The sequence below is a fragment of the Photobacterium aphoticum genome, from assembly GCF_001029435.1.
In the GTDB taxonomy this organism is placed as follows: domain Bacteria; phylum Pseudomonadota; class Gammaproteobacteria; order Enterobacterales; family Vibrionaceae; genus Photobacterium; species Photobacterium aphoticum.
Window position 1 is genome coordinate 50330 of the sequence record NZ_LDOV01000001.1, and the last position, 24097, is coordinate 74426.

The 24097-nt window shown below is 48.6% G+C and carries 23 protein-coding genes; 13 read left to right on the forward strand and 10 right to left on the reverse strand.

Annotation, left to right across the window (positions count from 1 at the left end; genetic code table 11):
* Position 1: 1 nt before the first annotated feature.
* The 4 genes from holB (at position 2) to ABT58_RS00225 (ending at position 4805) form a co-directional block, all read left to right on the forward strand.
* Positions 2–973: a DNA polymerase III subunit delta' gene (holB, locus tag ABT58_RS00210; RefSeq protein WP_047872344.1), complete on the forward strand. Its 972-nt coding sequence runs from the start codon at positions 2–4 to the stop codon at positions 971–973.
* Positions 974–1054: 81 nt separating this feature from the next.
* Positions 1055–1834 carry a TatD family hydrolase gene (locus ABT58_RS00215; protein WP_047872345.1) on the forward strand — a complete coding sequence of 260 codons (780 nt, stop codon included), beginning with the start codon at positions 1055–1057 and terminating at the stop codon, positions 1832–1834.
* Positions 1835–2289: 455 nt separating this feature from the next.
* Complete coding sequence (ptsG, locus tag ABT58_RS00220; protein WP_047872346.1) at positions 2290–3720, forward strand: PTS glucose transporter subunit IIBC; 1431 nt, start codon at positions 2290–2292, stop codon at positions 3718–3720.
* 215 nt (positions 3721–3935) lie between these two features.
* Positions 3936–4805: a maleylpyruvate isomerase N-terminal domain-containing protein gene (locus ABT58_RS00225; RefSeq protein WP_053062901.1), complete on the forward strand. Its 870-nt coding sequence runs from the start codon at positions 3936–3938 to the stop codon at positions 4803–4805.
* Positions 4806–4905: 100 nt separating this feature from the next.
* On the opposite strand, the gene ABT58_RS00230 is transcribed toward ABT58_RS00225, so the two are convergent.
* The 3 genes from ABT58_RS00230 to ABT58_RS00240 form a co-directional block, all read right to left on the reverse strand.
* Complete coding sequence (locus tag ABT58_RS00230) at positions 4906–5805, reverse strand: LysO family transporter (protein ID WP_047872347.1); 900 nt, start codon at positions 5803–5805, stop codon at positions 4906–4908.
* A gap of 252 nt (positions 5806–6057) precedes the next feature.
* Positions 6058–6981 (reverse strand): HDOD domain-containing protein, encoded by a 924-nt coding sequence (locus tag ABT58_RS00235; protein ID WP_047872348.1) that lies wholly within the window; start codon positions 6979–6981, stop codon positions 6058–6060.
* A 108-nt stretch (positions 6982–7089) separates the two neighbouring features.
* A complete protein-coding gene (locus tag ABT58_RS00240) occupies positions 7090–7665 on the reverse strand; it encodes an LON peptidase substrate-binding domain-containing protein (RefSeq protein ID WP_047872349.1) in 576 nt (191 codons plus the stop codon).
* Between the two features lie 292 nt (positions 7666–7957).
* Here ABT58_RS00240 and ABT58_RS00245 point away from each other — a divergent pair, with 292 nt between their 5' ends.
* Positions 7958–8545 carry a TfoX/Sxy family DNA transformation protein gene (locus tag ABT58_RS00245; protein ID WP_047872350.1) on the forward strand — a complete coding sequence of 196 codons (588 nt, stop codon included), beginning with the start codon at positions 7958–7960 and terminating at the stop codon, positions 8543–8545.
* Between the two features lie 96 nt (positions 8546–8641).
* A complete protein-coding gene (dsdC, locus tag ABT58_RS00250; protein ID WP_047872488.1) occupies positions 8642–9562 on the forward strand; it encodes a DNA-binding transcriptional regulator DsdC in 921 nt (306 codons plus the stop codon).
* A gap of 83 nt (positions 9563–9645) precedes the next feature.
* On the opposite strand, the gene ABT58_RS00255 is transcribed toward dsdC, so the two are convergent.
* From ABT58_RS00255 to ABT58_RS00270, 4 genes are all read right to left on the reverse strand, one after another.
* Positions 9646–10188, reverse strand: coding sequence for a hypothetical protein (locus tag ABT58_RS00255; RefSeq protein WP_047872351.1), 543 nt, complete (start codon positions 10186–10188; stop codon positions 9646–9648).
* Between the two features lie 191 nt (positions 10189–10379).
* Positions 10380–11372, reverse strand: coding sequence for a 2-hydroxyacid dehydrogenase (locus ABT58_RS00260; RefSeq protein ID WP_047872352.1), 993 nt, complete (start codon positions 11370–11372; stop codon positions 10380–10382).
* A gap of 143 nt (positions 11373–11515) precedes the next feature.
* Positions 11516–12016 (reverse strand): response regulator, encoded by a 501-nt coding sequence (locus ABT58_RS00265; RefSeq protein WP_047872353.1) that lies wholly within the window; start codon positions 12014–12016, stop codon positions 11516–11518.
* 9 nt (positions 12017–12025) lie between these two features.
* Positions 12026–13966 carry an ATP-binding protein gene (locus ABT58_RS00270; protein WP_047872354.1) on the reverse strand — a complete coding sequence of 647 codons (1941 nt, stop codon included), beginning with the start codon at positions 13964–13966 and terminating at the stop codon, positions 12026–12028.
* A 246-nt stretch (positions 13967–14212) separates the two neighbouring features.
* Between ABT58_RS00270 and ABT58_RS00275 the strand changes: the two genes are divergently transcribed.
* Positions 14213–15514: a DUF945 family protein gene (locus ABT58_RS00275; RefSeq protein WP_047872355.1), complete on the forward strand. Its 1302-nt coding sequence runs from the start codon at positions 14213–14215 to the stop codon at positions 15512–15514.
* Between the two features lie 116 nt (positions 15515–15630).
* Here ABT58_RS00275 and ABT58_RS00280 read toward each other — a convergent pair whose 3' ends face one another.
* Both ABT58_RS00280 and ABT58_RS00285 read right to left on the reverse strand, forming a co-directional pair.
* Complete coding sequence (locus tag ABT58_RS00280; protein ID WP_047872356.1) at positions 15631–15969, reverse strand: YgiW/YdeI family stress tolerance OB fold protein; 339 nt, start codon at positions 15967–15969, stop codon at positions 15631–15633.
* 21 nt (positions 15970–15990) lie between these two features.
* On the reverse strand, positions 15991–16635 hold the full coding sequence (locus ABT58_RS00285; protein ID WP_047872357.1) for an AcfA family outer membrane beta-barrel protein: 645 nt from the start codon (positions 16633–16635) through the stop codon (positions 15991–15993).
* Positions 16636–16980: 345 nt separating this feature from the next.
* On the opposite strand from ABT58_RS00285, the gene ABT58_RS00290 reads away from it, so the two are divergent.
* The 5 genes from ABT58_RS00290 (at position 16981) to ABT58_RS00310 (ending at position 22559) form a co-directional block, all read left to right on the forward strand.
* Positions 16981–17397 (forward strand): CBS domain-containing protein, encoded by a 417-nt coding sequence (locus tag ABT58_RS00290; protein ID WP_047872358.1) that lies wholly within the window; start codon positions 16981–16983, stop codon positions 17395–17397.
* A 207-nt stretch (positions 17398–17604) separates the two neighbouring features.
* Positions 17605–19011, forward strand: coding sequence for an MATE family efflux transporter (locus ABT58_RS00295; protein WP_373300246.1), 1407 nt, complete (start codon positions 17605–17607; stop codon positions 19009–19011).
* Positions 19012–19321: 310 nt separating this feature from the next.
* Positions 19322–20737 carry an SLC13 family permease gene (locus ABT58_RS00300; RefSeq protein ID WP_047872360.1) on the forward strand — a complete coding sequence of 472 codons (1416 nt, stop codon included), beginning with the start codon at positions 19322–19324 and terminating at the stop codon, positions 20735–20737.
* A gap of 10 nt (positions 20738–20747) precedes the next feature.
* Positions 20748–22076: an ATP-binding protein gene (locus tag ABT58_RS00305; RefSeq protein ID WP_047872361.1), complete on the forward strand. Its 1329-nt coding sequence runs from the start codon at positions 20748–20750 to the stop codon at positions 22074–22076.
* A 9-nt stretch (positions 22077–22085) separates the two neighbouring features.
* Positions 22086–22559 carry a response regulator gene (locus tag ABT58_RS00310; protein ID WP_047872362.1) on the forward strand — a complete coding sequence of 158 codons (474 nt, stop codon included), beginning with the start codon at positions 22086–22088 and terminating at the stop codon, positions 22557–22559.
* An 83-nt stretch (positions 22560–22642) separates the two neighbouring features.
* Here ABT58_RS00310 and ABT58_RS00315 read toward each other — a convergent pair whose 3' ends face one another.
* A complete protein-coding gene (locus ABT58_RS00315; protein WP_047872363.1) occupies positions 22643–22924 on the reverse strand; it encodes a hypothetical protein in 282 nt (93 codons plus the stop codon).
* Between the two features lie 303 nt (positions 22925–23227).
* Here ABT58_RS00315 and ABT58_RS00320 point away from each other — a divergent pair, with 303 nt between their 5' ends.
* Entirely contained in the window at positions 23228–24046 is an 819-nt protein-coding gene (locus ABT58_RS00320; protein ID WP_146147229.1) for a hypothetical protein, read from the forward strand.
* Positions 24047–24097: the final 51 nt, after the last annotated feature.

The window sequence follows — 24097 nt, forward strand, 5'->3', positions numbered from 1 at the left end:
CATGTTATATCCGTGGCAAGAAGGGGTATGGCAGAACTGGCAGCAACTGCTTGAACAAGGCCGCTTGCACCATGCCATTTTGCTGGTTGCCCCGCAGGGCAGTGGGCGAGATGTGCTGGCGAAGCAGTTAGCACAAACCGTCCTTTGCCAAAATGGTGTCACAGAGCCGTGTGGTATGTGCCATAGCTGCCGCTTATTTGCAGCCGGCACCCACCCGGATTTCCATCTGTTGGCACCTGTGCAGGAAGGCAAATCCATTGGGGTTGATGCAGTGCGCCAATGTAACCGCTGGGCGGTGGAAACCTCACAGTTGGGTGCAGAGCGTATTATCTTGATCGATCAGGCGGACGCCATGGGTGAAGCGGCAGCCAATGCCTTGCTGAAAACTCTGGAAGAGCCGCCGTCGGGCTGTCAGTTTATTTTGCTGGCGGCTTCGCTGGATAATTTGTTGCCGACCATCAATAGCCGTTGCAACAAATGGCGTTTGCCGATGCCGGATGAAGCCTCCACCCAAAAATGGGTTGAGAAGCAGTTAATGCAGAGCATCAAGCGGGAAACCGTGCGTTTGAACGGCCGTGCACCGCTTGCGACCTTGCAGTTTATTGAGCAAGGGCAAGATATTCGCTACGGCCATTTGTTGACGGCGTTTGCGGCATTTTTACAACCGCCTTTTATTGGGTTGTATGATGTGGCGGCTCAGTGCGCGGCAGAAGGACACCAAAGCCTGAAATGGCTGAGCTATTTCATGGTGGATTGCATGAAAGTGCAACAAGGGGTAACCCAGCATTTGATCCATTGTGAATCGTTGCCGTTAGTACAACAGGCGGCTGCAACAATCAGCCCGATGCTATTGATCAGTCAGATCAAAAAAGCCAATGCACTGTATCAGCAATTGGATCAGCATTCCGGTTTGAATACCGAGCTGTTAATGGTGGATTGGTTAACCGGGTTTATGGTTGCGCCGACGGCGTGATAACCCGATAAGCGTGCTGCTGGCAGAGTAACCTGACAGTGGCACAAGTAATGAAAGAAGTCAGTTGAAGAGGAAAAGCGCGTGTTAGTTGATTCGCATTGTCACCTGGATAAATTGGATTACGAGCAACTTCATACAGGGATTGATGATGTGTTGGCGAAAGCCAAAGCCCGTGGTGTGGAATACTTTCTGTCTGTTGGCGTGACGTTGGATTCGTTCCCAAACATGATGGCCATGATTGAACCGCATGAGAATGTGTTCGCATCTTGTGGTGTCCACCCGCTGGATATCGAAGGGGGCTTTGATTACGACAAGCTGAAAGCGTATGCCTCTCATGAGCGTGTGATTGCGATTGGTGAAACCGGTCTGGATTATCACTACCAGCCAGAATTGGCAGAAGCGCAAAAAGAGATCTTCCGTCAGCACGTTCGCTTGGCCGTTGAGCTGAATAAACCGTTGATCATCCACACCCGTATGGCCCGTGAAGACACCATGCAGATTTTGCGTGAAGAAGGGGCTGAAAAGTGTGGTGGTGTATTGCACTGCTTTACTGAAAGCTTGGAAATGGCACTAGAGGCGATTGAGCTGGGCTTTTACATCTCTATTTCAGGCATTGTTACGTTTAATAAAGCGAGCGAACTGAAGCATGTGGTGAGTCAGTTGCCGCTAGAGCGTTTATTGGTGGAAACCGATTCGCCGTATTTGGCGCCTATTCCGTATCGTGGTAAGCAAAACCAACCAGCTTATGTGCGCGAAGTGGCTGAACACATTGCATTATTGAAAGGTGTATCGGCCGAAGAAGTGGAAGCTGTGACCACAGAAAACTTCTTTTCACTTTTTTCGCGAGCCAAACGTAAATAAGGTTAAAAAAGGAGCGAAAGCTCCTTTTTTTATGCCTGCTGATTAGTGGTGAAACAAAGTAATAACAGTTATATCACCGTGCTGTATAAAAACACCCATTTCCTTCCTAATATTACACCATTCTATTTTTGTAACGTTAAGTAACGTTACTTACAGTATTGAAAGAAAATAACATATCAAAGAAAGTCTTATTTTTCTTGATTTACCCCTTTTATTTCAATGCTTTAAGTTGCTTTTATTGTGGTTTCTATCAGATATCTGACTGTGATCAATATTGAGTTTTGAAATAAAATTTCACTCTGGATTAGCAATTTTGACAGCCATCAAGTTATATTTACGTCCGCATCTTATACTTATGCTGTATATAAAAGAGCGGTATCAACAGCAAGACTACGGGGGTAGGTCGTTGATACTGACTTAAAATCTAATTAAAACCTCTTATTCAGGAGCAGATTATGTTTAAGAACCTTTTTGCAAACCTGCAAAAAGTCGGTAAAGCACTGATGCTTCCAGTATCTGTGTTACCGGTTGCCGGTATCCTACTGGGTGTTGGTGCAGCTAACTTGAGCTTCATTCCAGACATCGTGTCTAACTTGATGGAGCAAGCAGGTGGTTCTGTATTCGGTCAAATGGCACTACTGTTCGCAGTAGGTGTGGCACTTGGCTTCACAAATAACGACGGTGTTGCAGGTCTTGCAGCGATCGTTGGTTACGGCATCATGACAGCGACGCTAGGCGTGATGGCGAACGTAATGGGTGTAGACAAGATCGACACTGGTGTACTAGGTGGTATCCTAGTCGGTGGTGTGGCTGCTTGGGCATTCAACCGTTTCTTCCGTATTCAGCTTCCTGATTACCTAGGCTTCTTTGCCGGTAAGCGTGCAGTGCCAATCATCACAGGTTTCTCTGCGATTGCACTGGGTATCATCCTGTCTGTTGTATGGCCTCCAATCGGTGGTGCAATCTCTGCATTCTCTGACTGGGCTGCACACCAGAACCCAACGCTAGCATTCGGTATCTACGGTGTTGTTGAGCGTTCTCTAATCCCATTTGGTCTACACCACGTTTGGAACGTACCATTCTTCTTTGAAGCCGGTACTTGTGTTGATGCAAACGGCGTAACACAGAACGGCGTACTGACTTGTTACCTAGTAGCAGACGAAGTATCTCGCGCAGCGGGTAACGGCTTCGGTCAGCTAGCGGGTGGTTACATGTTCAAGATGTTCGGTCTACCAGCAGCAGCGATTGCTATCGCTCACTGTGCGAAGCCTGAAAACCGTGCGAAAGTAATGGGTATCATGGCGTCAGCAGCACTGACTTCTTTCCTAACAGGTATCACTGAACCAATCGAATTCTCATTCATGTTCGTTGCACCAGTACTATACGGTATCCATGCTCTACTAGCGGGTTCTGCATACGTTGTTGCTAACATGCTTGGTTTCGTACACGGTACATCTTTCTCTCACGGTCTGATTGACTTCCTAGTGCTGTCTGGTCACGCACAGAAGATGGGTCTGATGATTGCTGTGGGTCTAGTATACGCAGTGATTTACTACACCGTGTTCCGCTTCATGATCACTAAGTTCGACCTGAAAACACCAGGCCGTGAAGATGATGAAGACAACAAAGCAGGCGTAGCAGAAGGTTCTGAGCTAGCAAAAGAGCTAGTAATGGCATTCGGCGGTAAAGAAAACATCACAGGTCTAGATGCATGTATCACTCGTCTACGTGTTGCAGTAGCAAGCGTTGACAATGTTGACCAAGATAAACTGAAGAAACTGGGTGCAGCAGGTGTTGTTGTTGCAGGCGGTGGTGTACAGGCTATCTTCGGTACAAAATCTGACAACCTGAAATCTGATATGGATGAGTGGATCCGTAATAACTAATACGTCCCCCTCACTCTGACATCCAAAAGGGAAGCTTCGGTTTCCCTTTTTTATTGTCTGCTGTTTGTGAGGTGATATTCGCCTTAGCCAGCAAAGCACCATGCTTATAGATGAAATTAAATAGTTGATATACAAAGAAGGCTGTGTGATTCTGTCATGCTGTGAAATTTTTGGTACTTGCAGTTACCCTAATTTTCGTTTGCAAGGTGAACGACATGATGGAACAAAAAGTCATAAACGTCTTAACGGTATTTCCGGCGCTTAATGCGGAGTTATTGGGCTTATTACAGAGTCTGGACAACGCTGCTTGGGAACAGGAAACGTGTTTAAAAGGGCGACGGGTTAAAGATTTAGTCAGTCATCTTATTGATACTTCGCTACGCCGTTTGGCCATGGATCGCGACGGTTATTTCACGGCCCCTCCCGAGATCCACTCTCATCAGGATTTGGTTGATTTTATCCAATCTCAAAATAATGCTTGGATGCAAGCGACTCAACGCCTAAGCCCACAGATCTTACTCTCGCTATTGCAATCTTCTGGTGATGAATTGGTGGATTTTCTGGCTACCTTAGACCCGCAGGGTAAAGCTCTATTTCCCGTTAATTGGGCGGGTGAAAGTGAGTCTGAAAACTGGTTTGATATTGCACGGGAATATACCGAGAAGTGGCATCATCAGATGCAGATTCGCGAAGCATTGGGCATAGAAGGGCGATTATACGAAAAAGCGTTTTTCCAACCGATCATTGATTGTTTTGTACGGGCGATCCCCGTTGCTTATGCAGCAATACCGGAATCGGCGTTTACCCTCAATATCCTGATTAGCGGTGACTGCGGTGGGCACTATGTCTTGCAAAAATCTGAGCAGGGGATTGTATTTACTCTTTCTGCGCCTGATCAAACGGAAGGATCTCTGGCCGAATTAACCGCGAGCCCAGAGACAGCAGTGAATACGATTAGGATTGATCAAAAAGAGTTTTGGCGTTTGGTAACGAACAGCAAGCCTAAAGCACACATTGACTACGAGGCTGAAGGGGATGAGCGCATTACCCGCCAGTTCTTGTCTGTCGTGGCTGTGATGTCGTAATGAGAAGGTATCGCTAATTTGCTCATAGCGCGTGGCAAGCCTTGATGAAAAGGCTTTCCACGCGCTTATCTTACCGAGCGGTGTTTGACACAAGCCGGTCTTATAGCGATAAGAAGAACAGAATAAAGATAGGCACCAGCAAACTCAGAATAAAGCCGCTGACAATCGCAATCGGCACACAACGAATACCACCACAGGTTTTGATCACCGGCAACGTAAAGTCTAATGCGGTAGCACCGGCATAGCCGACAGCAGTGTTCGGGTAACGATGAATGATGATAGGGATCAGGGTTAATGCCACCAGTTCGCGCAGTAGTTCATTGAGGAACGCCACGCCTCCCATGACCGGCCCTAAGTGATCACCAATCAAAATCCCTGCCAGCGAGTACCAGCCAAAGCCTGAAGCCATTGCCAGGCCCTGATTCATCGGTAAATCAAGGATCCAGGCTGCCAGCATACCGGCGGGTAGCGAGGTACCGACGATCGCCAGTGCAATCAATACCCCTTTCTTATTCAAGATGATTTGTTTCAAGGTCATGCCGCTGTTACGCAGCTGGATGCCAATTAAAAAAAGTAAAATAAGCAGAATAATTTCACTGGCTTGATCCACCCAACTCAAATCAATCCCCGCCAGTAAACCGGCGATGAGGCCGCCCGCTACCACGAAGATCAGTTTGACCGACTCCATCATCATTTCACGAAAAGGCACACGCTGGTGTTCATGTTCCGTCGGGATCGGAAAAAAGCGGTCGATCAACGGCAGCACCAGCATATTGGAGCCGCTGATCAACACAAAGAAGACCACAGTATAGGTCAGAATTTGGTTGAGGTTTTGGCTCAGGTTATCCAGCCCGGCAAGACTGAGTCCCATTAAAGCCAGTATCACCAATACCAAGCGGCTGGTTTGGGTATTGATAAAGTCTAAGACGGACGGTCGACTGACCGGAATGAGATAGCCAATAATCAATGGTAGGAAAATTAACAGCATTCCCGAAAACATATTAATCCTTACACAGTCAACATCTGTCTCTGTGGTCATGTTCCATCATAACCAATATGCCGCAGTGAATAATGCAGCACGCCGGGATTGATTAGGCATTACAAAGCCGACCAAGCGAGTGGCAGAGACCGTAAAATAAAATCAGGGGGGATGAAAGGCGCAGCTTATCAGTAAGGATAAGAAGTGGTCAATCGCCTTTCTCAATGGATAAGAGAGAAAGGCGAGTCAACGGTAAGTGGTCGGTGGAGTCGTTTACATGCCGCTGTTTTTAATCATCTCTTTCAGACGTTGTACGAAGTCAGCGTCAGACAGGTTGCTGAGTTCATACATTACTTCAGCTCCCGCTAAATCCAGCTCTACATGGTGCTCTTCAATCGCATCATCATTGGTGCGGAACAGCAGCAAGTGGTTGGCCATGCGTGCCACATCCAAGTAGTAGGAATGCTCATTGGCAGGTTTAAACGGTGAGCGGCTGTTTGACGCCACTTCTAAGTAATCACTGTCAAAGCCCCAGTGTTTTAAGATCAGCAAGCTCACTTCCTGACAGCTGTGCTCAAACACGTGGGTGGCAACGTCAATATCCAAATAATTACCGCTGTCTAAGTAGGCTTGATATTCATAAATCAGGCTGAATAAGCCGATGTCTGCAAATAAGCCCGCCAGCAGCGCTTTGTCGGATTCAATTTTCTTCGGGAACTCTTCATGGGTCGCTAAACCGTGCGCCACCAGCGCCATGGTGGCCGCTAATTGACGCGAACGCGTGGCACTGTGGGTCAGCAGGTGATTGCATTCCTGACTGAACAGATGACGCTTTTTGAGATCTTCAATGGCTTTCGCGGTCACAATATCGCGAACACGATAGATCCCTAAGCGACTGATCGCCGTAGTAACGTCGTGGCAGGCAACATTGCGTCGGTTAAAGAGTGTGGTGTTTGAGATAGACACGATGTGCGCGGCCAAGCCGGGATCGTCAATCAGCAGCTCCGCCACATCATGAATGGTGGTGTCATCACTTTTACACAGCGACTGCAGTTTGACTAACACCGCAGGGATCGGTGGCAGGGCAAGTCGGTTTTTTTGAATAGCCGCTTTAACGCGCGAATAGAACTCTGATTCTAACCCCTTAATGATTTTGTCATTTTCGGGTTTCAGCCAAAAGAAAGATACGTGAGCCATGAATCCATACTACCTACAGAATAGAGGCATAGTTTATCGAGAGTTAGCGTGTGACGATAGCAACAAAGCGCACAAACTCGGGGGGGCACCGTACTGATAGGTGAACTTTTAATCAGCATTGAACAGTTTATGTAAAAAACGCGCAGTCAGCTTAGGGGTGGTCTGGGTGATGAGCAATTGCTTGTAATGCACCTCTAGTGGCAGCACTTCAATCCAGCGTTGGCAGACCCAGGTGAGGTCATCCCATTGCGGGATGGGATACAAGGCGCCAATTTCTGGCATGGACTGAAAGAACAGATGGAGCTTATCCGCCAATTCTTTGTCGCCGGTTTTTAGGGGGTGAGGGGGCCAATTCGGGTAGGGGGCAAATTGGGCACATAATAGGTCGTCATCTTCAACGGAAACACTTAATAACCTTACCTTTTGTACCCCTTCTACCTGAATGGAGAGCAGGCCGCCTTCGAGTGCGTCAAAGTTGATGACTTGGCATTGTGTCGCAATTGCGGGAATTTTCTTGATCTCACTATTGACATCGGCCTCATTGAGCATACACACCGCAAAGCCTCGCTCCCCCGCCAGCGACTGCTTCAGCATTCTGAGATGTCGCTCCTCGCAAAGCAGTAACTCGACATGACCGTCGGGCAATAAATGTGAGGTGGTTGGAAAGAGTGCGATCTCGCTCATCTTTTTTGTCCTGACCTGCGCGTCAAAAAATCAAGTGTTGATAAAAATAAAGATAGTGGTTCGATGCATTTTTTGGGAGCTTCTCCCAAAATTGCCGGTGTCTAAATAAGGTCGCTTTTGCCCCATAGTGCTTATTTTTCGTTTCATAATATGTCTGGATTCTCACTTTGAACTGTTCGCTGTTTCATATGTGGAAATTCGCCGAGCCCTGTGTCATTGTCAATTTGTTGACGCTTATTTGTTTGGCGTTACTGGAGAAAAACAACCATTAACGTTTAACGGGAGAGATGTTGTGCGAAATTTCAAGGAAGAACTTTTAAATTATCTTCAAGAATTCGGAAGTTTTGAGAAACGTTCCATGTTTGGTGGTACAGGCATTTTTATTAACTCAGCTATGTACGCCATCATCACAGATAAGGCGCTGTACTTACGTGGTGGGGACGCATTAGACGAGCAATTGGTTGCGCTAGGGTGTGAAAAATTCCGCCATATTAAGCGCAGCACAACAGCGGTTGTAAACTATTACGACATTACTGATATCTATCATAATAATTTGGGGCAGTGCTCCGATTTGGTGAAAGAGTCGATTTCACTATCAATTACAGAAAAAGAATACAAACTATCAGATAAAAGCAAAAGAATTCGTGATTTGCCTAACATGCGCCTGACGCTTGAGCGCATGGTGAAGAAAGCCGGTATTCCGGATGTAAGCAGCTTCATTTCATTGGGTGCGGTTGAAGTGTTCCGCAAAGTGCGTCAAAGCCAGGGTAAAGATCTTGACGTTAAATTGTTATGGATGTTTGCCGGCGCGATTGATGGTTGCCACTGGACACTGCTAAAAGATGATCAAAAGCAGCGTTTGTTACAAGCCATTGACTAAATTGTAATAGATAATTTTAGATGCAAAAAAGCCATCGTCTACGCGGTGGCTTTTTTATTGTATGATAACCCTATCATTTACAATATTGTGCGACGTATGCGACTACCACGCTTAACCGGATCGGTGTTATCCGGACTCCATTGTTTTTTGATTGCTGCCGATCAGATGAGTTTTACGCGCGCGGCGGAAATGCTGTGTCTGACGCAGAGTGCGGTGAGCCATAAAATCAAAAATCTTGAAGCCGCATTGGGGGTGACCTTATTCATTCGTCAGCCCCGTAAGTTAGTACTGACGGAAGAGGGAAAGCGACTTAAAGAAGTCGTGGCGCACAATTTTGGTGACATTGCCAATGAACTGCGCGATCTCAAAACGCAGGAACTGAGCGGTGACTTGAATGTGTCGGTGCCGCCGACCTTTGCCCAGCGTTGGTTGATGCCCCGCCTGAAAAGCTTCATTGAGAAATACCCCGCACTGCGTTTTCATCTGCGTACCCGTAATGAGCTGGTGGATTTTCAGACCGAGTCGTTTGATTGTGCGATTTATTTCGGTGACGGCAAATACAATGGCCTGCATGTGGTGCAGCTGATGGATGAGAGCATGGTGCCGGTGTGCAGCCATGACTACGCGATAGCGCATGACTTGTACGGTAATCCGGAAAAGTTGGTTTCGTGCCTGTTATTGCATGATGCCGCGCCGTGGGCAAGGGCGGGACGTAATGATGAATGGCAGTATTGGGCGCACCAAAATGATGTCGCGTTGCCAGAGGCGGGTTGTACGTTTGACCGTGCAGATTTAGCACTGCAAGCCGCAGAGCGTGGCATTGGTGTGGCAATTGGTCGCGCTTCTTTTATTGCCGAGCAGATTGCTTCAGGCCGTTTAGTGACGCCGTTTCCTTTAGCCGTGCCGTCACCACAGCACTATTACTTGGTGTGCCGTAAAGACATGGCAGACTCACCGCGTATTAAAGCCTTTATTGACTGGCTGGTGGAAAATGGCGGTGTTGTGGCAAGAAACTGATACGCAGAAACAAAAAATGCCCTCACTGGGTGAGGGCATCATATTCTGGCGTTTAAGTGTGTTAAGCGTCGTCAGAGACAGGCTTAGAACTTAAAGCGCGTGGTGATCATCATCTGATCGCCATAGATATCGTTGAAACGACCTGCAACACCGATAGAGAATAGCTCTGTCGCGTGGAAACGGCCGTACACGTTACCGATGGTCTTTTCGTGATCATCGATGTTCAGGTGGCCAATCTGACCGCCCACTTCAAACTGTGGACCCAACCACTGACGGATACCCAGGTTCACTTCCATACCCAGCTTACCCGCTGAGCTGTCAAAGCAACCACGGTCTTTCACGTTACGGGCTTTCAGTTCACCAGTAATATCAGCCCAGTTGTTCACTGGTGCGTGGAAACCCACACCGAATGATGCATCCCAGTCGCTGTCGAATTCAGTATCGATGCTACCAATGATGTGTGCGTTCGGGTGGATTGATTTGCTGAAACCCGCACCGTAAGTCAGTGGGCTGATACCAATGCGCGCTTCAGCGTAGTCGTAGCTGAAGTTGCTCATGGTTGAATCAGCTTGTGCCGCAGAGATTGATGCAAACATCAAACCTGTAGCAAGAAGAATTTTACGCATGACAATATGTCCGTGAAGCTTAAAAAATATGCGCACATTTTAATGGACAAAATGGCTGAATCATAGATTTTTACCGGACTTTGTTGTCATTTATCCCGTTTGTACTGGCATAAAAAGCAAAGATCATCAAAATTTGTGATCTTTGCTTAAAATGTGCGTTCTGTTGATAACTAACGCTGGATAATTGCTGATTATCCGATTAGTTCGTTGCCTGACGGCGTATTGGCTTCAAACATCGCAATATTGTTGAGGGTGGTATCCGCAATGTTCGCTAATGCTTCATCAGTCAGGAAGGCTTGGTGACCGGTGAACAGTACGTTATGACAAGCAGACAGGCGACGGAATACGTCATCGGTGATCACATCATTCGACTTATCTTCAAAGAACAAATCTTTTTCGTTCTCGTACACGTCGATACCTAACGAGCCAATTTTGCTGTTCTTCAGCGCTTCAATGGCATCTTTCGAGTTCAGCAGTTCACCACGGCTGGTATTGATGATCATCACGCCGTCACGCATTTTGGCAAATGCCTCAGCATTAAGCATGTGGTAGTTTTCTTCGGTCATCGGGCAGTGCAGGGTGATGACATTGGATTTCTCGTAAATCTCATCCAGTGTGGTGTAACGTACGCCCAATTCCAGTGCCACTGGGTTTTCAAACGGGTCGTAAGCCAGCACGTTCATGCCCAGACCTTTTAGAATGCGAATGGTCGCAATACCGATTTTACCGGTGCCGATCACGCCGACAGTTTTGCCGTGGAAGTTAAAGCCAGTCAGGCCTTCTAGTGAGAAGTTGGCATCACGGGTACGCTGGTAAGCACGGTGAATACGGCGGTTCAGGCTCAGCATCAAGCCAAGTGTATGCTCAGCAATGGCTTCTGGTGAGTAAGCCGGTACACGTACTACCTGAATGTTGAGATCTTTCGCGGCGTCGAGATCGACCTTATCAAAGCCGGCACAACGCATGGCGATCAGTTTGATGCCACTTGCCGCCAGTGATTCTAATACAGGGCGGCTAAGATCATCATTTACGAAGGCACAAACCGCATCATAGCCATGGGCCATACGGGCAGTTTGTTCAGTAAGGCGGAAGTCAAAAAAGTCGAGCTGATGGTGGTACTGCTGATTAACGGCAGTGAAAGAGTGTTGGTCGTATTTTTTTGTGCTGAAAACTGCAACTTTCATAGATCACCTTTTCGGGTTGACCATCCTTAGCCTCTTGCCTTGGATGAGCGTCTTTGATCGCGTATTAATTATGTGATCAAGATAACACTATTGTCGCGTCCCGAAAAGGTTTGTATGACAAATTAATTTATTCGCCAATGTGCTTAAATATCAGACAGACTCAGGCGGCGATCGCTTAATGCTTCCATGATACGGGTGGCATCAAGCACTTGGATCCATGGCATTAACTCAGGATCATTGTCGATCATGTAGGTGGTTAACTGTTCAATCACTACTTGCTTCAGTTGGTCGCCATTCCACGGTTTGGCAATGAAGTAGTCGAGACTGGCGTTATTGACGGCCTGCACAGTTTCCTCTAGCCCGGCTTGGCCCGTCAGTAACACTTTGCGGGCGGTGCGGGTGGCGTCTTGCTGTTTCAGCTCAATCAGAAATTCAATGCCGGTTTCCCCTGGCATGATGTGGTCACACAAAATCAGAGCGAGTGGGGTGTCATCAGCAATGGCTTCGGCCACCACGTCTTTCGCTTCATCCACCGATTCGGCGGCTTCAATCACGAAATGGCTCTCAAGTTCACGCAGGTCGTTGATCACGCTGTCGAGCACTTCACGCTCGTCGTCGACACACAAAATCAGATACTTCTTCATGGGGCCTCCTTATTGGGCATCATCCAAGGGTAACGTCACAATCATCTGGGTAAATTGTCCGGGCTCGGATTCTACCGTGATGGTGCCATTGTGTTGGTGGATGATCTGCTGACAGACAGACAATCCGATACCAAGCCCGAAGTTGCCTTCCCGCTTGGTGGTAAAATTGAGTTCAAATATTTTGGCCTGCTGAGCCGGTGGAATACCTTTGCCGTTGTCGGCCACAATCACTTCAATGGCTTGCTTACCCTGCGCATCTGGCTCGCTCAGGCGGGTGGTCACGCGAATTTCGCCGGGTTCATCCACCGCATCTAACGCATTGGAAATCAGGTTGGTCCACACTTGTTGCAGCGCGATAGGCTGGCAATGCAGCGGTGGCAGTGGGTGATAGTCTTTGATTAAGCGATGACGTTTGAGTTTGTTTTCAAAGATCACCAAGGTGTCTTCTAAGCCTTCATGAATATCCACACAATGGATGGTTTCATCATCCTGACGGGCATAGCTTTTCAGGCTTTTCACCAAGTCGGCAATTCGCTGGGCACACACATTGATAGAGCGCAGGAAGTTACCCATCTGGTAGTAGTTTTCCCACTCGTTGAGCAAAGTGGGCAATTGGTGTTTCTGAGGCAGTAACCAGTTTTGCAGTATTTCCGGATCATCAATGCCCATTTGCACGATTTTGCGCGCTAAGTGCCGATCGCCAATCACGTTGGTAAGGTTTTTCGCGCGCTGGCGGTTCTCGGCGGTGGACAGGGGACGAGACAGCATGGCTTGCTGCATGATGGTGTTGCCACGGGCCTGATTTTCCGGATCAAGCGGGGTTTCGGTGATGGTACCGATGGTCTGTTTCAGCGTATCACTGCCGCGTAAGATGGCAGACACCGGGTTATTCAGTTCATGAGCAACACCGGCGACTAGCTGCCCCAGCATGGCCATTTTTTCTTTTTCAACCAGTTGATGGTGCGCATCATCTAGCGATTTCAGGGTTTGCTGTAAACACAATTCGGTCTGGATACTGCCTTTCAGGCGGCGGTTGAAGTTACGCAGCAATAAGTTGGTGAATAGTGGCAGTAATTCGGTGCGCGAGTTCATCACTTTGTTAAACAGCTTGCGGTCGAGCTTGATCACATCGGTATGACACAACGTCACGCCGGTGGAAAAGGACGGCTCACCAGAGATGAACGACATGCCGCCCACTAAATGACCGGGGCCGGCGCGAACCACTTCATGACGACGACCAAATTCATCTTTTTTGTACAGCGCTACTTCCCCTTGGGTGATGAACCACAAGATGTTATTGGACGCCCCTTCATGGGTCAGAATGTGGTTGGCGCTGTAGCTGCGGCAGGCACGGTTTTCATCGTTGCCGGCAAAGAATTCATACAGGGCATCGGTCACTTGCTTGGCCAGTGTGGCGTCATCCAAGGTATGGGTATCTTGGATAAAGCCCGAGCGAAAACGTGACATTTGGTGATCGATATGGGCGTTGAGGATGCGGCGGTGATCCAGTACCTGACTGTAACGCAGCCAGTCTTCGTCGGTGTGCTTAAGGATGAAACTGGTCAGCTCTTTCACCAGCACTTGCTGTAATTCCTGCGGATCCCACGGCTTTGTCAGGCAGTAGTGCAAACGTCCTTCATTGACCGCCTGCATGATGGCGTCCAGTTGTGGCGTATCGTTGATCAGGATGGAGCGGGCTTGCCGGCTGGCAGGGTGCTGATCCAGTGACACCAAAAAGTTAACGCCATTATCGCAGCCTAAGTCATTGTCACAAATAACTAAAGCGACCCGCTGTCCTTGTTCGGCAATGTGCGTCAGTACGTCATTGGCTTGTGAAATGCTGTAGGCATTGTAGACATCAAACAGCCCGGCAAACGGCGTGAGACTGGTATTGAGTAGTTCGACGATATCCGGATTATCATCAAGGCAGACAATTGCAAAATTATTCACCTATCCTTCCTTATGTTGCGCGATCGCGCTATCTCAACAAAGGGTAATAGCTGGCCGCATCATGGTTATGGCCAGTGTATAAGAACGCTCAAGAAGAGACTGAGAGGCAGATAGCAAAGTCACGGGGTGAGCGGTCAGAACAGCGAGGAGAATCGTAATAATGTGATGAAAAATAGCATGTTCTTATAGCTATGATAGACTGCATAACTTGGAATGAGGCATCTTCAAAACTGGGATTGACGGATAATGTTGAAAAAAATTGGTGCGGTAGGCGGGGCTGTGGCGATTGCGCTGTGTTGGCCAATGGCGACAGGACAGCTGGGTGAGCGTATCTATTTAGATACCATTGGTCAGTACGCGAATCCGTACTTGTCCGTGAAAAATGACAGTTATGATCGCGGTTATTTATCGGCGGATGCTGTATCGCAAGTCTCTTTGAAAGGGGAGTTGAAAACGGCATTTGAAGAGGAAGGCTTACCGACAGTGTGGCGCATTCATCATCATGTGACGCACGGTATGTTTGGGATCAGCACGACCAGTGAATTGGTCATGGATGACAGCCTGAAAGCCAGCGTTGAACAGCTGTGGGGTAAGGGCGTGGCACCGTTCACACTGACCACGGATACGGCGTTAACCCGCGCGACAGACTTTACTTTCCGTGTGAACCCATTAAAAGCTGATGATGGTCAGGGCACACAAGCGGACTTCTCTGCGTTTACCTTGTCAGGCTCGGTGAATGCTGACGGCGCGGGTGATTTCCAATACCAGTGGCCGTCTGCGGATTTGACCACCGTGGCGAATGAGCAATTGCGTCTGAAAGGCTTGCAAGGTGGCGGCGAAGGCCGTTTGGATGGTCAGTTCTGGCTGGGTAGTCAGCAGTTGTCACTGGAGAGCGTGAGTTTTAACGATTTGTCGAGCGATCAAAGTGTCTCAATGGATAAACTGGCGGTAAGCATGCAGAACGTGTTGACCGAGCAGACAGGCAAAGACGCCGCGCCGCTGTTGACTAATACGAACCAAGTGACCATTGGTCGCTTGCATTCACTGGAAGGGGAAACCTTCAGTAACTTTAACTTCCAGTTGGCATTTACCGATTTAGATTATCCGTCGATTCATCAGCTGGGTGAATTTTCCGAGAAGATGGACACGGAAATGACCGATGCTGAGATTGAAGCGACAACCAAGGCTTTGGATAAGCTGGTGGCGAAAGGATTGAAGTTTGCGATCAGTGATTTGAGCCTAGACACCCCACAAGGTGCGGTGAAGAGCAGTTTGGCACTGCAGGTGAAACCGGGGATGGAGAATGCCTCGCAGAACCTGATGGCGGTGGCGGAAACCATTAATGGGGATCTGTTTGTGAGCTTGCCGGTGGCGCTGGTGGATGCGGATCCTTTGCTGAAAGAGCGTGCCGCGATGCTGGAAGAAAATGGCATTATTGAGCGCAATGCGACCCACTATGTGGCGAAGATGGCCATCGAAGGGGATAAGCTCGTGCTTGCCTCGGGTGATCAGCTGCCTGTAGCCATGCTACTGATGCTCTTTATGTAAACGATGATGTCATTGCTTATGGCCTACTTATGTCATCACGACGTGGTATGACATGATAAAAAAGCGCCCTGACGGGGGAACTCGTCAGGGCGCTGTGTTTTTATGGTTGCCGGGGATCAGGCTTTCTTCTGAATGCTGTCCACATCAATTTGTGGCGTATTCCATTCACTGTCGACTTCACCACGGATGATCACGGTATCTTCTGGCGTCACATCAAGGCCAAGCCAGTGATCATTGTCAATCTCAATCTGGATTTCGCCTGTGCTGTCTTTGAACAGGTACATTTCATCGCCCAATGATTGGGTAATGTGGCCAGTCAGTTCAACAATCGTGTCTTCATTGGCCATCAAAGCGTGATTCACCGTGTGCAGGGTAGAAGCACCTGGTCCCATGAATGCCGCTTGGCTTGTGCCGGCTACCAACAGTAGTGATAAGCCTAGTAGTGTTTTTTTCATGACAGATCCACCTGTGTTGGATTAGAAGTAGTACGTGGTACCGATATTGAATGACGCCATGCTTGCATAGCTGTCTGCTTGGTATTTCACGTTCGCGCCAACAGTCAGCTGTGGCAATACCGCGTATTCTGCCCCTACCGATACCATGCCGCCGATTTCGTTTTGGCTTTGTGCTGCAGCTGTTGGGTGGTTAATTTCGTGTTCAATGTCGTCATTCGTTACAGATTCCCACTCTTCAGTTTTGCTTTGGCTTGCATCGTACTGGGTGTAGGTCAGGCCGGCTTTCACTTTCGCGCGCCACTGATCATTGAAGGCAAAGGTGTAAACCGGTGCCAGTGTCACTTGCTTCGCATCAACAGACGCATCCCAGTCCATTTCGTGGTGGTATGCTTTATCTGCTGTTAGACCTAAATAAGAAGAGTGACTATCGCTCAGCTCAAACTGGTTGTAGCCCAGTTCTAGTGCCCAGTTATCGTTGAAGGCATAACCGACAAAGCCACCCAGAATGCCGTCTTCCAGCGATGGGTCTAGGTGAACGCCTTCTTTGCTGAAGGTATTGGTGGCATCGTGACTGGCGCTACCTACACCGTATTCCAGACCCACATAAGGCGCTGCCGTAGCCGAGAATGAACAAGCGATAAGTAGTGTGCTGAGCGTTTTTTTCATGACTTTATTCTTATTGAGTTATTTGATGTCGAGGATTATGCGGTAACGGACGTGAAGGATTCGTGAAGAATGTGGCTGTGATCAAATTTTTTCGACGTGATCAGCAAATGCGCCAAGGAAGGAAAGTGAAAGGCTTGTCACTAGGGTGTTAATGGTTATGATAGCTATTGTCTATTGATTAAATTGCCAAATTCAATTTAGTAATTTCAAGGAAATAAGCGACACTTAGATCAAAAGGAGGCCACAGTACGAACGTGGCTGAGTGAAAATTCAATCGCCCGCGCTGCACGCATGATGTGAATTGACAGTGTGCTTGCCGGGACATAGCGTGAATTAGGGGGATGCATGGAGTCGTTGAAAGTTAAAGATTACATGAATGTACGCCCAGTGACATTTACATCCACAATGTCGTTGTCGCAAGCATTGGATAAGCTACTCTCATCAAAGCAAATTGGTGGTCCGGTCATTGATGATCTGCATCATGTGGTTGGCTTCATTTCTGAGCAGGATATGATCCACAAGTTGTTAAAAGTGGGTTACCACTGTCAGGATACCCATAATGTCGGCGAGTGTATGCGTGATGATGTGTTAACCGTCTCGCCGGATGATTCCATCATTGAATTGGCTGATACCATGGCAGGGCAAAAACCGAAGATTTACCCTGTGGTTGAAAACCACCGTCTGGTGGGGGTGATCACCCGCCGTGATGTACTGACGGCTATCAGTGATCAGATCGGTGATTGTTTTAAACACCCGGTATAAATCCACCGTGTTTCTCTATACACGGAATCAAGATGGATAAAGGCGCATTGTGCGCCTTTTCTTTATTTCTCACATTTACCGCCGTAGTCATTATCTTTGTTACACGGCACAAAGGGGAATTGCGTGCCTTCATCCTCCTCCCAATCGGCCAGCGCGCCAGAGCAAGCGAAGTTTGTCACCGGCTCACCCATGAAACACATCATGGTCATGTCCGGTACCGGTGCCATTGGTTTGATGGCGTTATTTCTGGTCGATTTGCTGGATATGTTTTTCATCAGCTTGCTGGGGGAAGTGGAGCTGGCCGCCGCGATTGGCTTTGCGGGCACACTGATTTTCTTTTCGACGTCTGTCTCTATCGGGACATCCATTGCGATGGGGGCATTAGTATCGCGGGCACTGGGGGCCAATGAAGCGGAAAAAGCCCGCCAGTTGACCGTCAATGTGATGATCTTTGCCGTGATCATCTGCGCGATCTTAGTCAGCCTGATGCTGTGGCAGTTGCCGCAATTGCTGGCCATGATCGGCGCGACCGGTAACGTGGCCGCTGCTGCGACGGATTATCTGGTGATTTTGCTGCCCAGTGCGCCGTTCATTGCCATTTCCATGTCAGCTGGCGCAGCCTTACGGGGCATTGGTGATGCGCGTCGTTCAATGATTGCCACTTTAATCGGCGGTGGTGTGAATGCGGTTTTGGATCCCTTATTCATTTTTGGCTTGTCGATGGGCATGGAAGGGGCGGCGATTGCCTCTGTTTTTGCCCGCTTAGCGGTGATGATTTACTCCCTGCACGCGGTGATCGTCCATCATAATCTGATCGCACGGCCGCAATTAGGAGCATTCTTCCGGTCATTAGCCACCATTTCTGCGATCGCGTTTCCTGCCATTTTAACCAATACCGCCACACCCATTGGTAATGCCATTGTCACCAGTCAGATCGCCCAGTTTGGTGAGAGTTATGTAGCCGGGTATGCGGTGATTGGACGTATCATGCCGGTCACTTTTGCGTTGGTGTTTTCGTTATCAGGTGCCATCGGGCCCATTATTGGGCAGAACTTCGGTGCGGGAAGATGGGATCGTATCTCGCGGTCGTTGTCAGATGCGCTGATTTTTGTGTCGCTCTATTGTGTGTTGGTCTCGGCCATTCTGTGGTTTTTACAGGATCACCTGATTGCACTATTCAGTTTGCAGGGTGATGCTGCAACGTTGCTGTCGGTGTTTTGTTCTTATGTCGCGATTACCTTTATCTTCAATGGCGCGTTGTTTGTCTCTAATGCCGCATTCAATAACCTCAATCGCCCGACATGGTCGACGGCGTTGAACATGGGCAAAGCCACCTTGGGCACTATTCCTTTTGTCTGGTTAGGTGGTTTATGGGGCGGGGCGAGCGGCGTACTCATCGGACAGGCAATAGGGGGCATGGTGTTTGGCTGCTTGGGCGTATGGCTGGTACGGCGACAAGTACTGTGTATGGCGCGGGCCCATGAACGTCGTGAGCAGCAAGACGTGCTTGAGCCAAGTGTACCGTTAACGCCGTTCTGTTCCTCTCGCACGTATATGGGTCAGGAAGACGCCGTGGATGAGCCATTTGTTGAGCCCAAACAATCTCATTCATAAAATTATTGATGTTATACACAACGGGAATTTTTCAATCTAAGTTTGTGAAATTGAAACGCCCGCGTGGCGCAAGGCATGCGCTGGGCACGACGTTGCGCAACTTTGATATATTACTAATTTATTGATCTAACGCGGGGAAATTCGGGGGTAAGCGGCGCAGAATGGCAATCTAATTTTGCTCTGCTGATACATTGGAACCGTGTCGGCAGGAAGTATAGCCGCACTGATTTTCCCCCTCTTGATGGCATACCAAAGGACGAAGTCAGCGTCAGGCACCTCTTTTTTTGTGTTTTAAGGGAATAATGCCAACATGCGTCAGTATCTTCGGTACATCGTACCCATCCTCATTCCACTCATTATTCTGTTGTTACCTGCCTCTGCCTTCCCCGTTGAAGGTTTAACGGTGGTACAACAACGAGTGATTGCCATCTTCTTGCTTGCAGCTTTGTGTTGGGTCATGGAGCCCATTCCGATCTACGCCACCTCGGTGGTGATCATCGTGCTCGAACTCTTGCTGTTATCAAACAAAGGCTTGTTCTTATTCCGTAGTGGGGAAGGTGAACCACATTTCGGAGAGTTGTTGGCATACAACGACATCATGGCGACCTTTGCTAGCCCAATCATCATGCTGTTCTTGGGGGGATTTTTCCTGGCCATGGCAGCGACCAAATACCGTTTAGATGTGAACTTGGCGCGTGTATTGCTGCGTCCGTTTGGTAACCAGCCGAAATACGTGATGTTTGGTTTGATGCTGATCACTGCGATTTTCTCCATGTTCATGTCGAACACCGCAACGACCGCGATGATGCTGTCCATCCTAGCCCCTGTGATTGCCCTTTTTGGACAGAAAGACCCGGGTAAAATTGCGTTTGCTTTGTGTATTCCTGTGGCGGCGAACATCGGTGGTATTGGTACCCCAATCGGTACCCCGCCGAATGCCATTGCCCTGAAATACCTGACCGGCGAAAACCTGATCACCTTCGGTGAGTGGATGTTCTTCGGTGTGCCATTTGTGGCTGTACTGTTGGTGTTTGCGTGGGCATTGATCAATGCCTTGTACCCAGCAAAGCAGGAAAAAATTGAGCTGACCATTAAAGGCCAGTTCCTGAAAACGCCGAAAGCCATCACCGTGTATGTGACCTTCGCACTGACCGTGATTTTGTGGCTGATGGGCTCTACTCACGGCATGAACTCCTATACCGTCGCGCTGATCCCTGTGGCCGTGTTCTCACTGACCGGCATCATCAATAAAGAAGACTTGAAGAAGATTTCTTGGGATGTGTTGTGGCTGGTATCGGGGGGTATCGCACTGGGCTTGGCACTGGATCAAACCGGTTTGGCAAGGCTGGTAGTGCACAGCATTCCGTTTGATGACTTCTCGCCGTACGTGGTATTGGGCGGCTCAGCGCTGTTGTGTTTGTTGATGGCAAACTTTATGTCGCACACGGCAACCGCGAACTTGTTGATGCCAATCATGGCTGCATTGGGTACCTCAATGACCTCACTCGTGCCGCTGGGTGGCGAAGTGACATTGATCTTGGTGGTGACCTTTGCTGCATCTCTGGGTATGTCGTTACCAATCAGTACGCCACCGAACGCCTTGGCACACGCTACCGGTCATGTGGAAAGTAACCAGATGGCACGCGTTGGTGTGATTGTGGGTGTGGTCGGTGTGGCATTGAGCTTTGCCATGATTTGGCTTCTTCACCTGATTGACCATATTTAAGAGAGTCACCATGCATCAACCAAAAGCCTTACAGCGTATTGTCGATGTCTATTTCAGGGATCCTGCACGTACAACGGCCGTGAAAGCGGGTACGCATGTGCTGTCTCAGGATGGTTATAACGACAAGCTGTATTGGGTGAAAAAAGGCGAGCTGTCGGGTTACCTCAATACTGACGATGACAGTGAGATGACCGCCAAGGTGTTTCGGGTTGAACAAGGGATGTTTTTCGGCGTCCACAGTTTCTTTGCCCAAACCCTGATGGCGTCAACCACGGTGATTGCGGAAAAAGACAGTGAGCTGGCGTGGATCGATCTCGAGACACAACCGGTTGAGCCGGAAACCTACGGCTCACTCAGTGAGCAGTTCATGCCCGTAATGGTGCATGAGCTGGCTCGCCGTCAAATGCTGACTGGCTTGCAAGCCATTGAAAAGGAAAAGGCACTGCAACAGCTGTATGCCGCTGAGCAGATGACGACCTTGGGTCAGTTAGCGGCGGGTATCGCCCATGAGCTGAACAATGCGGTGGGTGTGCTAAGCAGCAAAACGGAAGGCTTGCAAAACGGCATCTGTCGTATTCTGGATGAGAGCAAACCCCATGTCAGTCCCTTTTTGGATTTGGGGATTTGCACCGGTCAGTCGGCGACCTCGGCTGAAGTGCGTCAGCGTGCCAAGCAGTTGCAGCAAGATATGGGCTTAGGCCGAGATCAGGCACGTCAACTAGCTCGCGCATTACCGGAAGGTGAGGTGCCGGATTTTTGGCTCAAGAATGTGGATGAAGCCTTGCAATACTGGGACATGGGCCGTGACCTGCATGACATGCGTCTGGCGGCTAAACATGCGACCAGTATTGTGCGTTCGGTGAAGCAATTGGGGGGCACAGACACGGCACGCCAACCGGATGTGGACGTGAACGACACCATCCATAAGTCGCTATCATTATTGCAAAGTAATCTGCGTCGGGTCGATGTCGTCTTGCGACCGGCGATTCTACCGCCTATTACGGCCAGTACCACCGAGCTGGTACAGGTGTGGGTGAATATCATCAAAAATGCCTGTGATGCGATGGAAGAGACCGAACACCCGCAGATCGAAATCATTACTCGCTATTCCAAGAATCGCCTGCTGATCACCATTAGCAATAACGGGCCGATGATTGATGAGGCCACGCGCCGAAAAGTGTTTCAACCGAACTTTACCACCAAGAAGGGCGGCTTATCGTTCGGCTTAGGCTTGGGGCTGTCTATCGTGCAGCGGATTGTCCACAGTTATGGTGGCACCATCGCACTGAAGAGCGACCCAGAGAAAACCAAATTTCGTATTAAACTGCCAATCGCGTAAGGGATGGTTATGGACAAACTAAATATCATCTGTGTAGATGACCAGAGGGAAGTACTGAGCGCCGTATTGAAAGATCTGTCGCCGCTGAATGATTTTTTCCACGTTGAAGACTGTGAATCAGCCGATGAAGCGTTGGAATTAATGGATGAGCTGGATGCAGAAGGCGAGTTTGTGGCGTTGGTGATTTCTGACCACGTGATGCCAGGAAAAACCGGGGTGGAATTGCTGACGGAGATCTCTCAGGATCCACGTTTTGCTCACACTAAAAAAGTACTGTTGACCGGACAAGCGACCCATCAGGACACCATCGCGGCGATTAACCGTGCGCGCATTGAAAGTTACTTTGAGAAGCCTTGGCGAGCAGATACCTTGTTGATGACAGCACGCAGTCTGCTTACCGAGTATGTGTTCGACATGGGGTTGGATTACCAGCCATGGATGGACATTCTCGACAACAGTGTGGTGTTCCGCCGTTTAAGCTAACCGTTTAAAACATCAGGCATATAAAGACAAAAAGCAGGCATTAGCCTGCTTTTTTTGTATCGGGTGTCGCGTTGTTATCGTGATCACGCCGCCATGATATTATTGCGTACTAACCCACGTTTAATGTTCTTACACATCTTGCCAAAGCGGTTGATCTCATCAAACGTCGGCACCTCGCCGCGTTGAATCGCAAACTCCCAATATGAGACTTCCGTTTCCACCATTTCCATCAGTTTTTTCGGACAGCCAATGCAACTGTTGTCTGGCCCACACTTGAATGTATCCGCATCGTACAGCGGAAACTCATCTTTCACTTGCTCAATGATTTGTATCATTGCCGTGGATCGGTCTGGTTTTCGGCTCATGGTTCGCTTCAGTGAATCTATCTGTAGAGGGTGAAGAAAAGCCGAAGATTATAACGCTAACTATCAATAAGGGACATACGTCAAACGCGGAGATTTTCGTGGTTGATCTTTGCCACGATCAGATAAAACTTTTGTGTCAAAAAAAGATGGGTGATATGCAAATAAATTATAGATTTAACAGCAATTTATAGAATGATTTGTGGGGTTTGTCACACAGGATTGTTATTAACATTCAAGTAACTTGTGTAGCATGGAATTCACTTATCGTAACTGCGACCAACAAAAACAATAAGAAGGATGACCATGATGAAGCAAGGACTGACATTGGCCAGCGTGGCCTCAATAGCACTATTACTCTCTGCCTGTGGAGGCGGCGGTGGTGGCGGGGATTCTGCTGACGGTAATACAGGTGGTGGCAATACCGGTGGTGTAGGCGCAACGTGTGCAGGTAGCTCGACAATGACCTGTGCCTATGGAACCGATGAGATAACGGTCAATGTACACCTCACTGTTTCACCAGATTATAAACTGCAACCTCGTGCATTGTTTGCCTCGGCGGCAGGGGCTTTATATCCCCATCGTGACGAAAGGCTCATTATTCGTGCAGATGGGAAAGAATATGAAGCCGACATACTTCATGCAACCCAAGACATGACGGTATTTCCGGACGTGCCTTATGGCGCACCGGTGTATGACATTGAGTGGTACCGTGGTGGTGATTTAATTGCAAGCAAGGCGATTGAACACTTGGCGACACCGGTATTTATTGCATCGGCAGGACAGCATGATGGATCTGACACTGTGGTGGTCGAGTGGGTTGAAGAGATTAATCACACCTTTGATGTAGATTTGTACAGCCTCACTTGTGATAAAGTGGATGGCACGGTGACGTATATTGATGCTTTGACCTCAGCAAATATTAACCCTGCCCATTCACCATTTGAAATTTCATTGGTGGAAGATTATGGGGTGTCAATCGATGCGTTACAGCAAACCTATACCGCTTGCAGCATGCTGATGTATGTGACGAGTACGAATGCTTTGACGTCACCGGAGAACACGCCCCGTGAGTTGTTAATTCGCTCATCGAGCCCTCGTCAACATGAGGTTGATGTGTTTTAAGATTTGATCTCGTGCCATTATTCATTCACTGTCATCAGCCGCCTTGTGCGG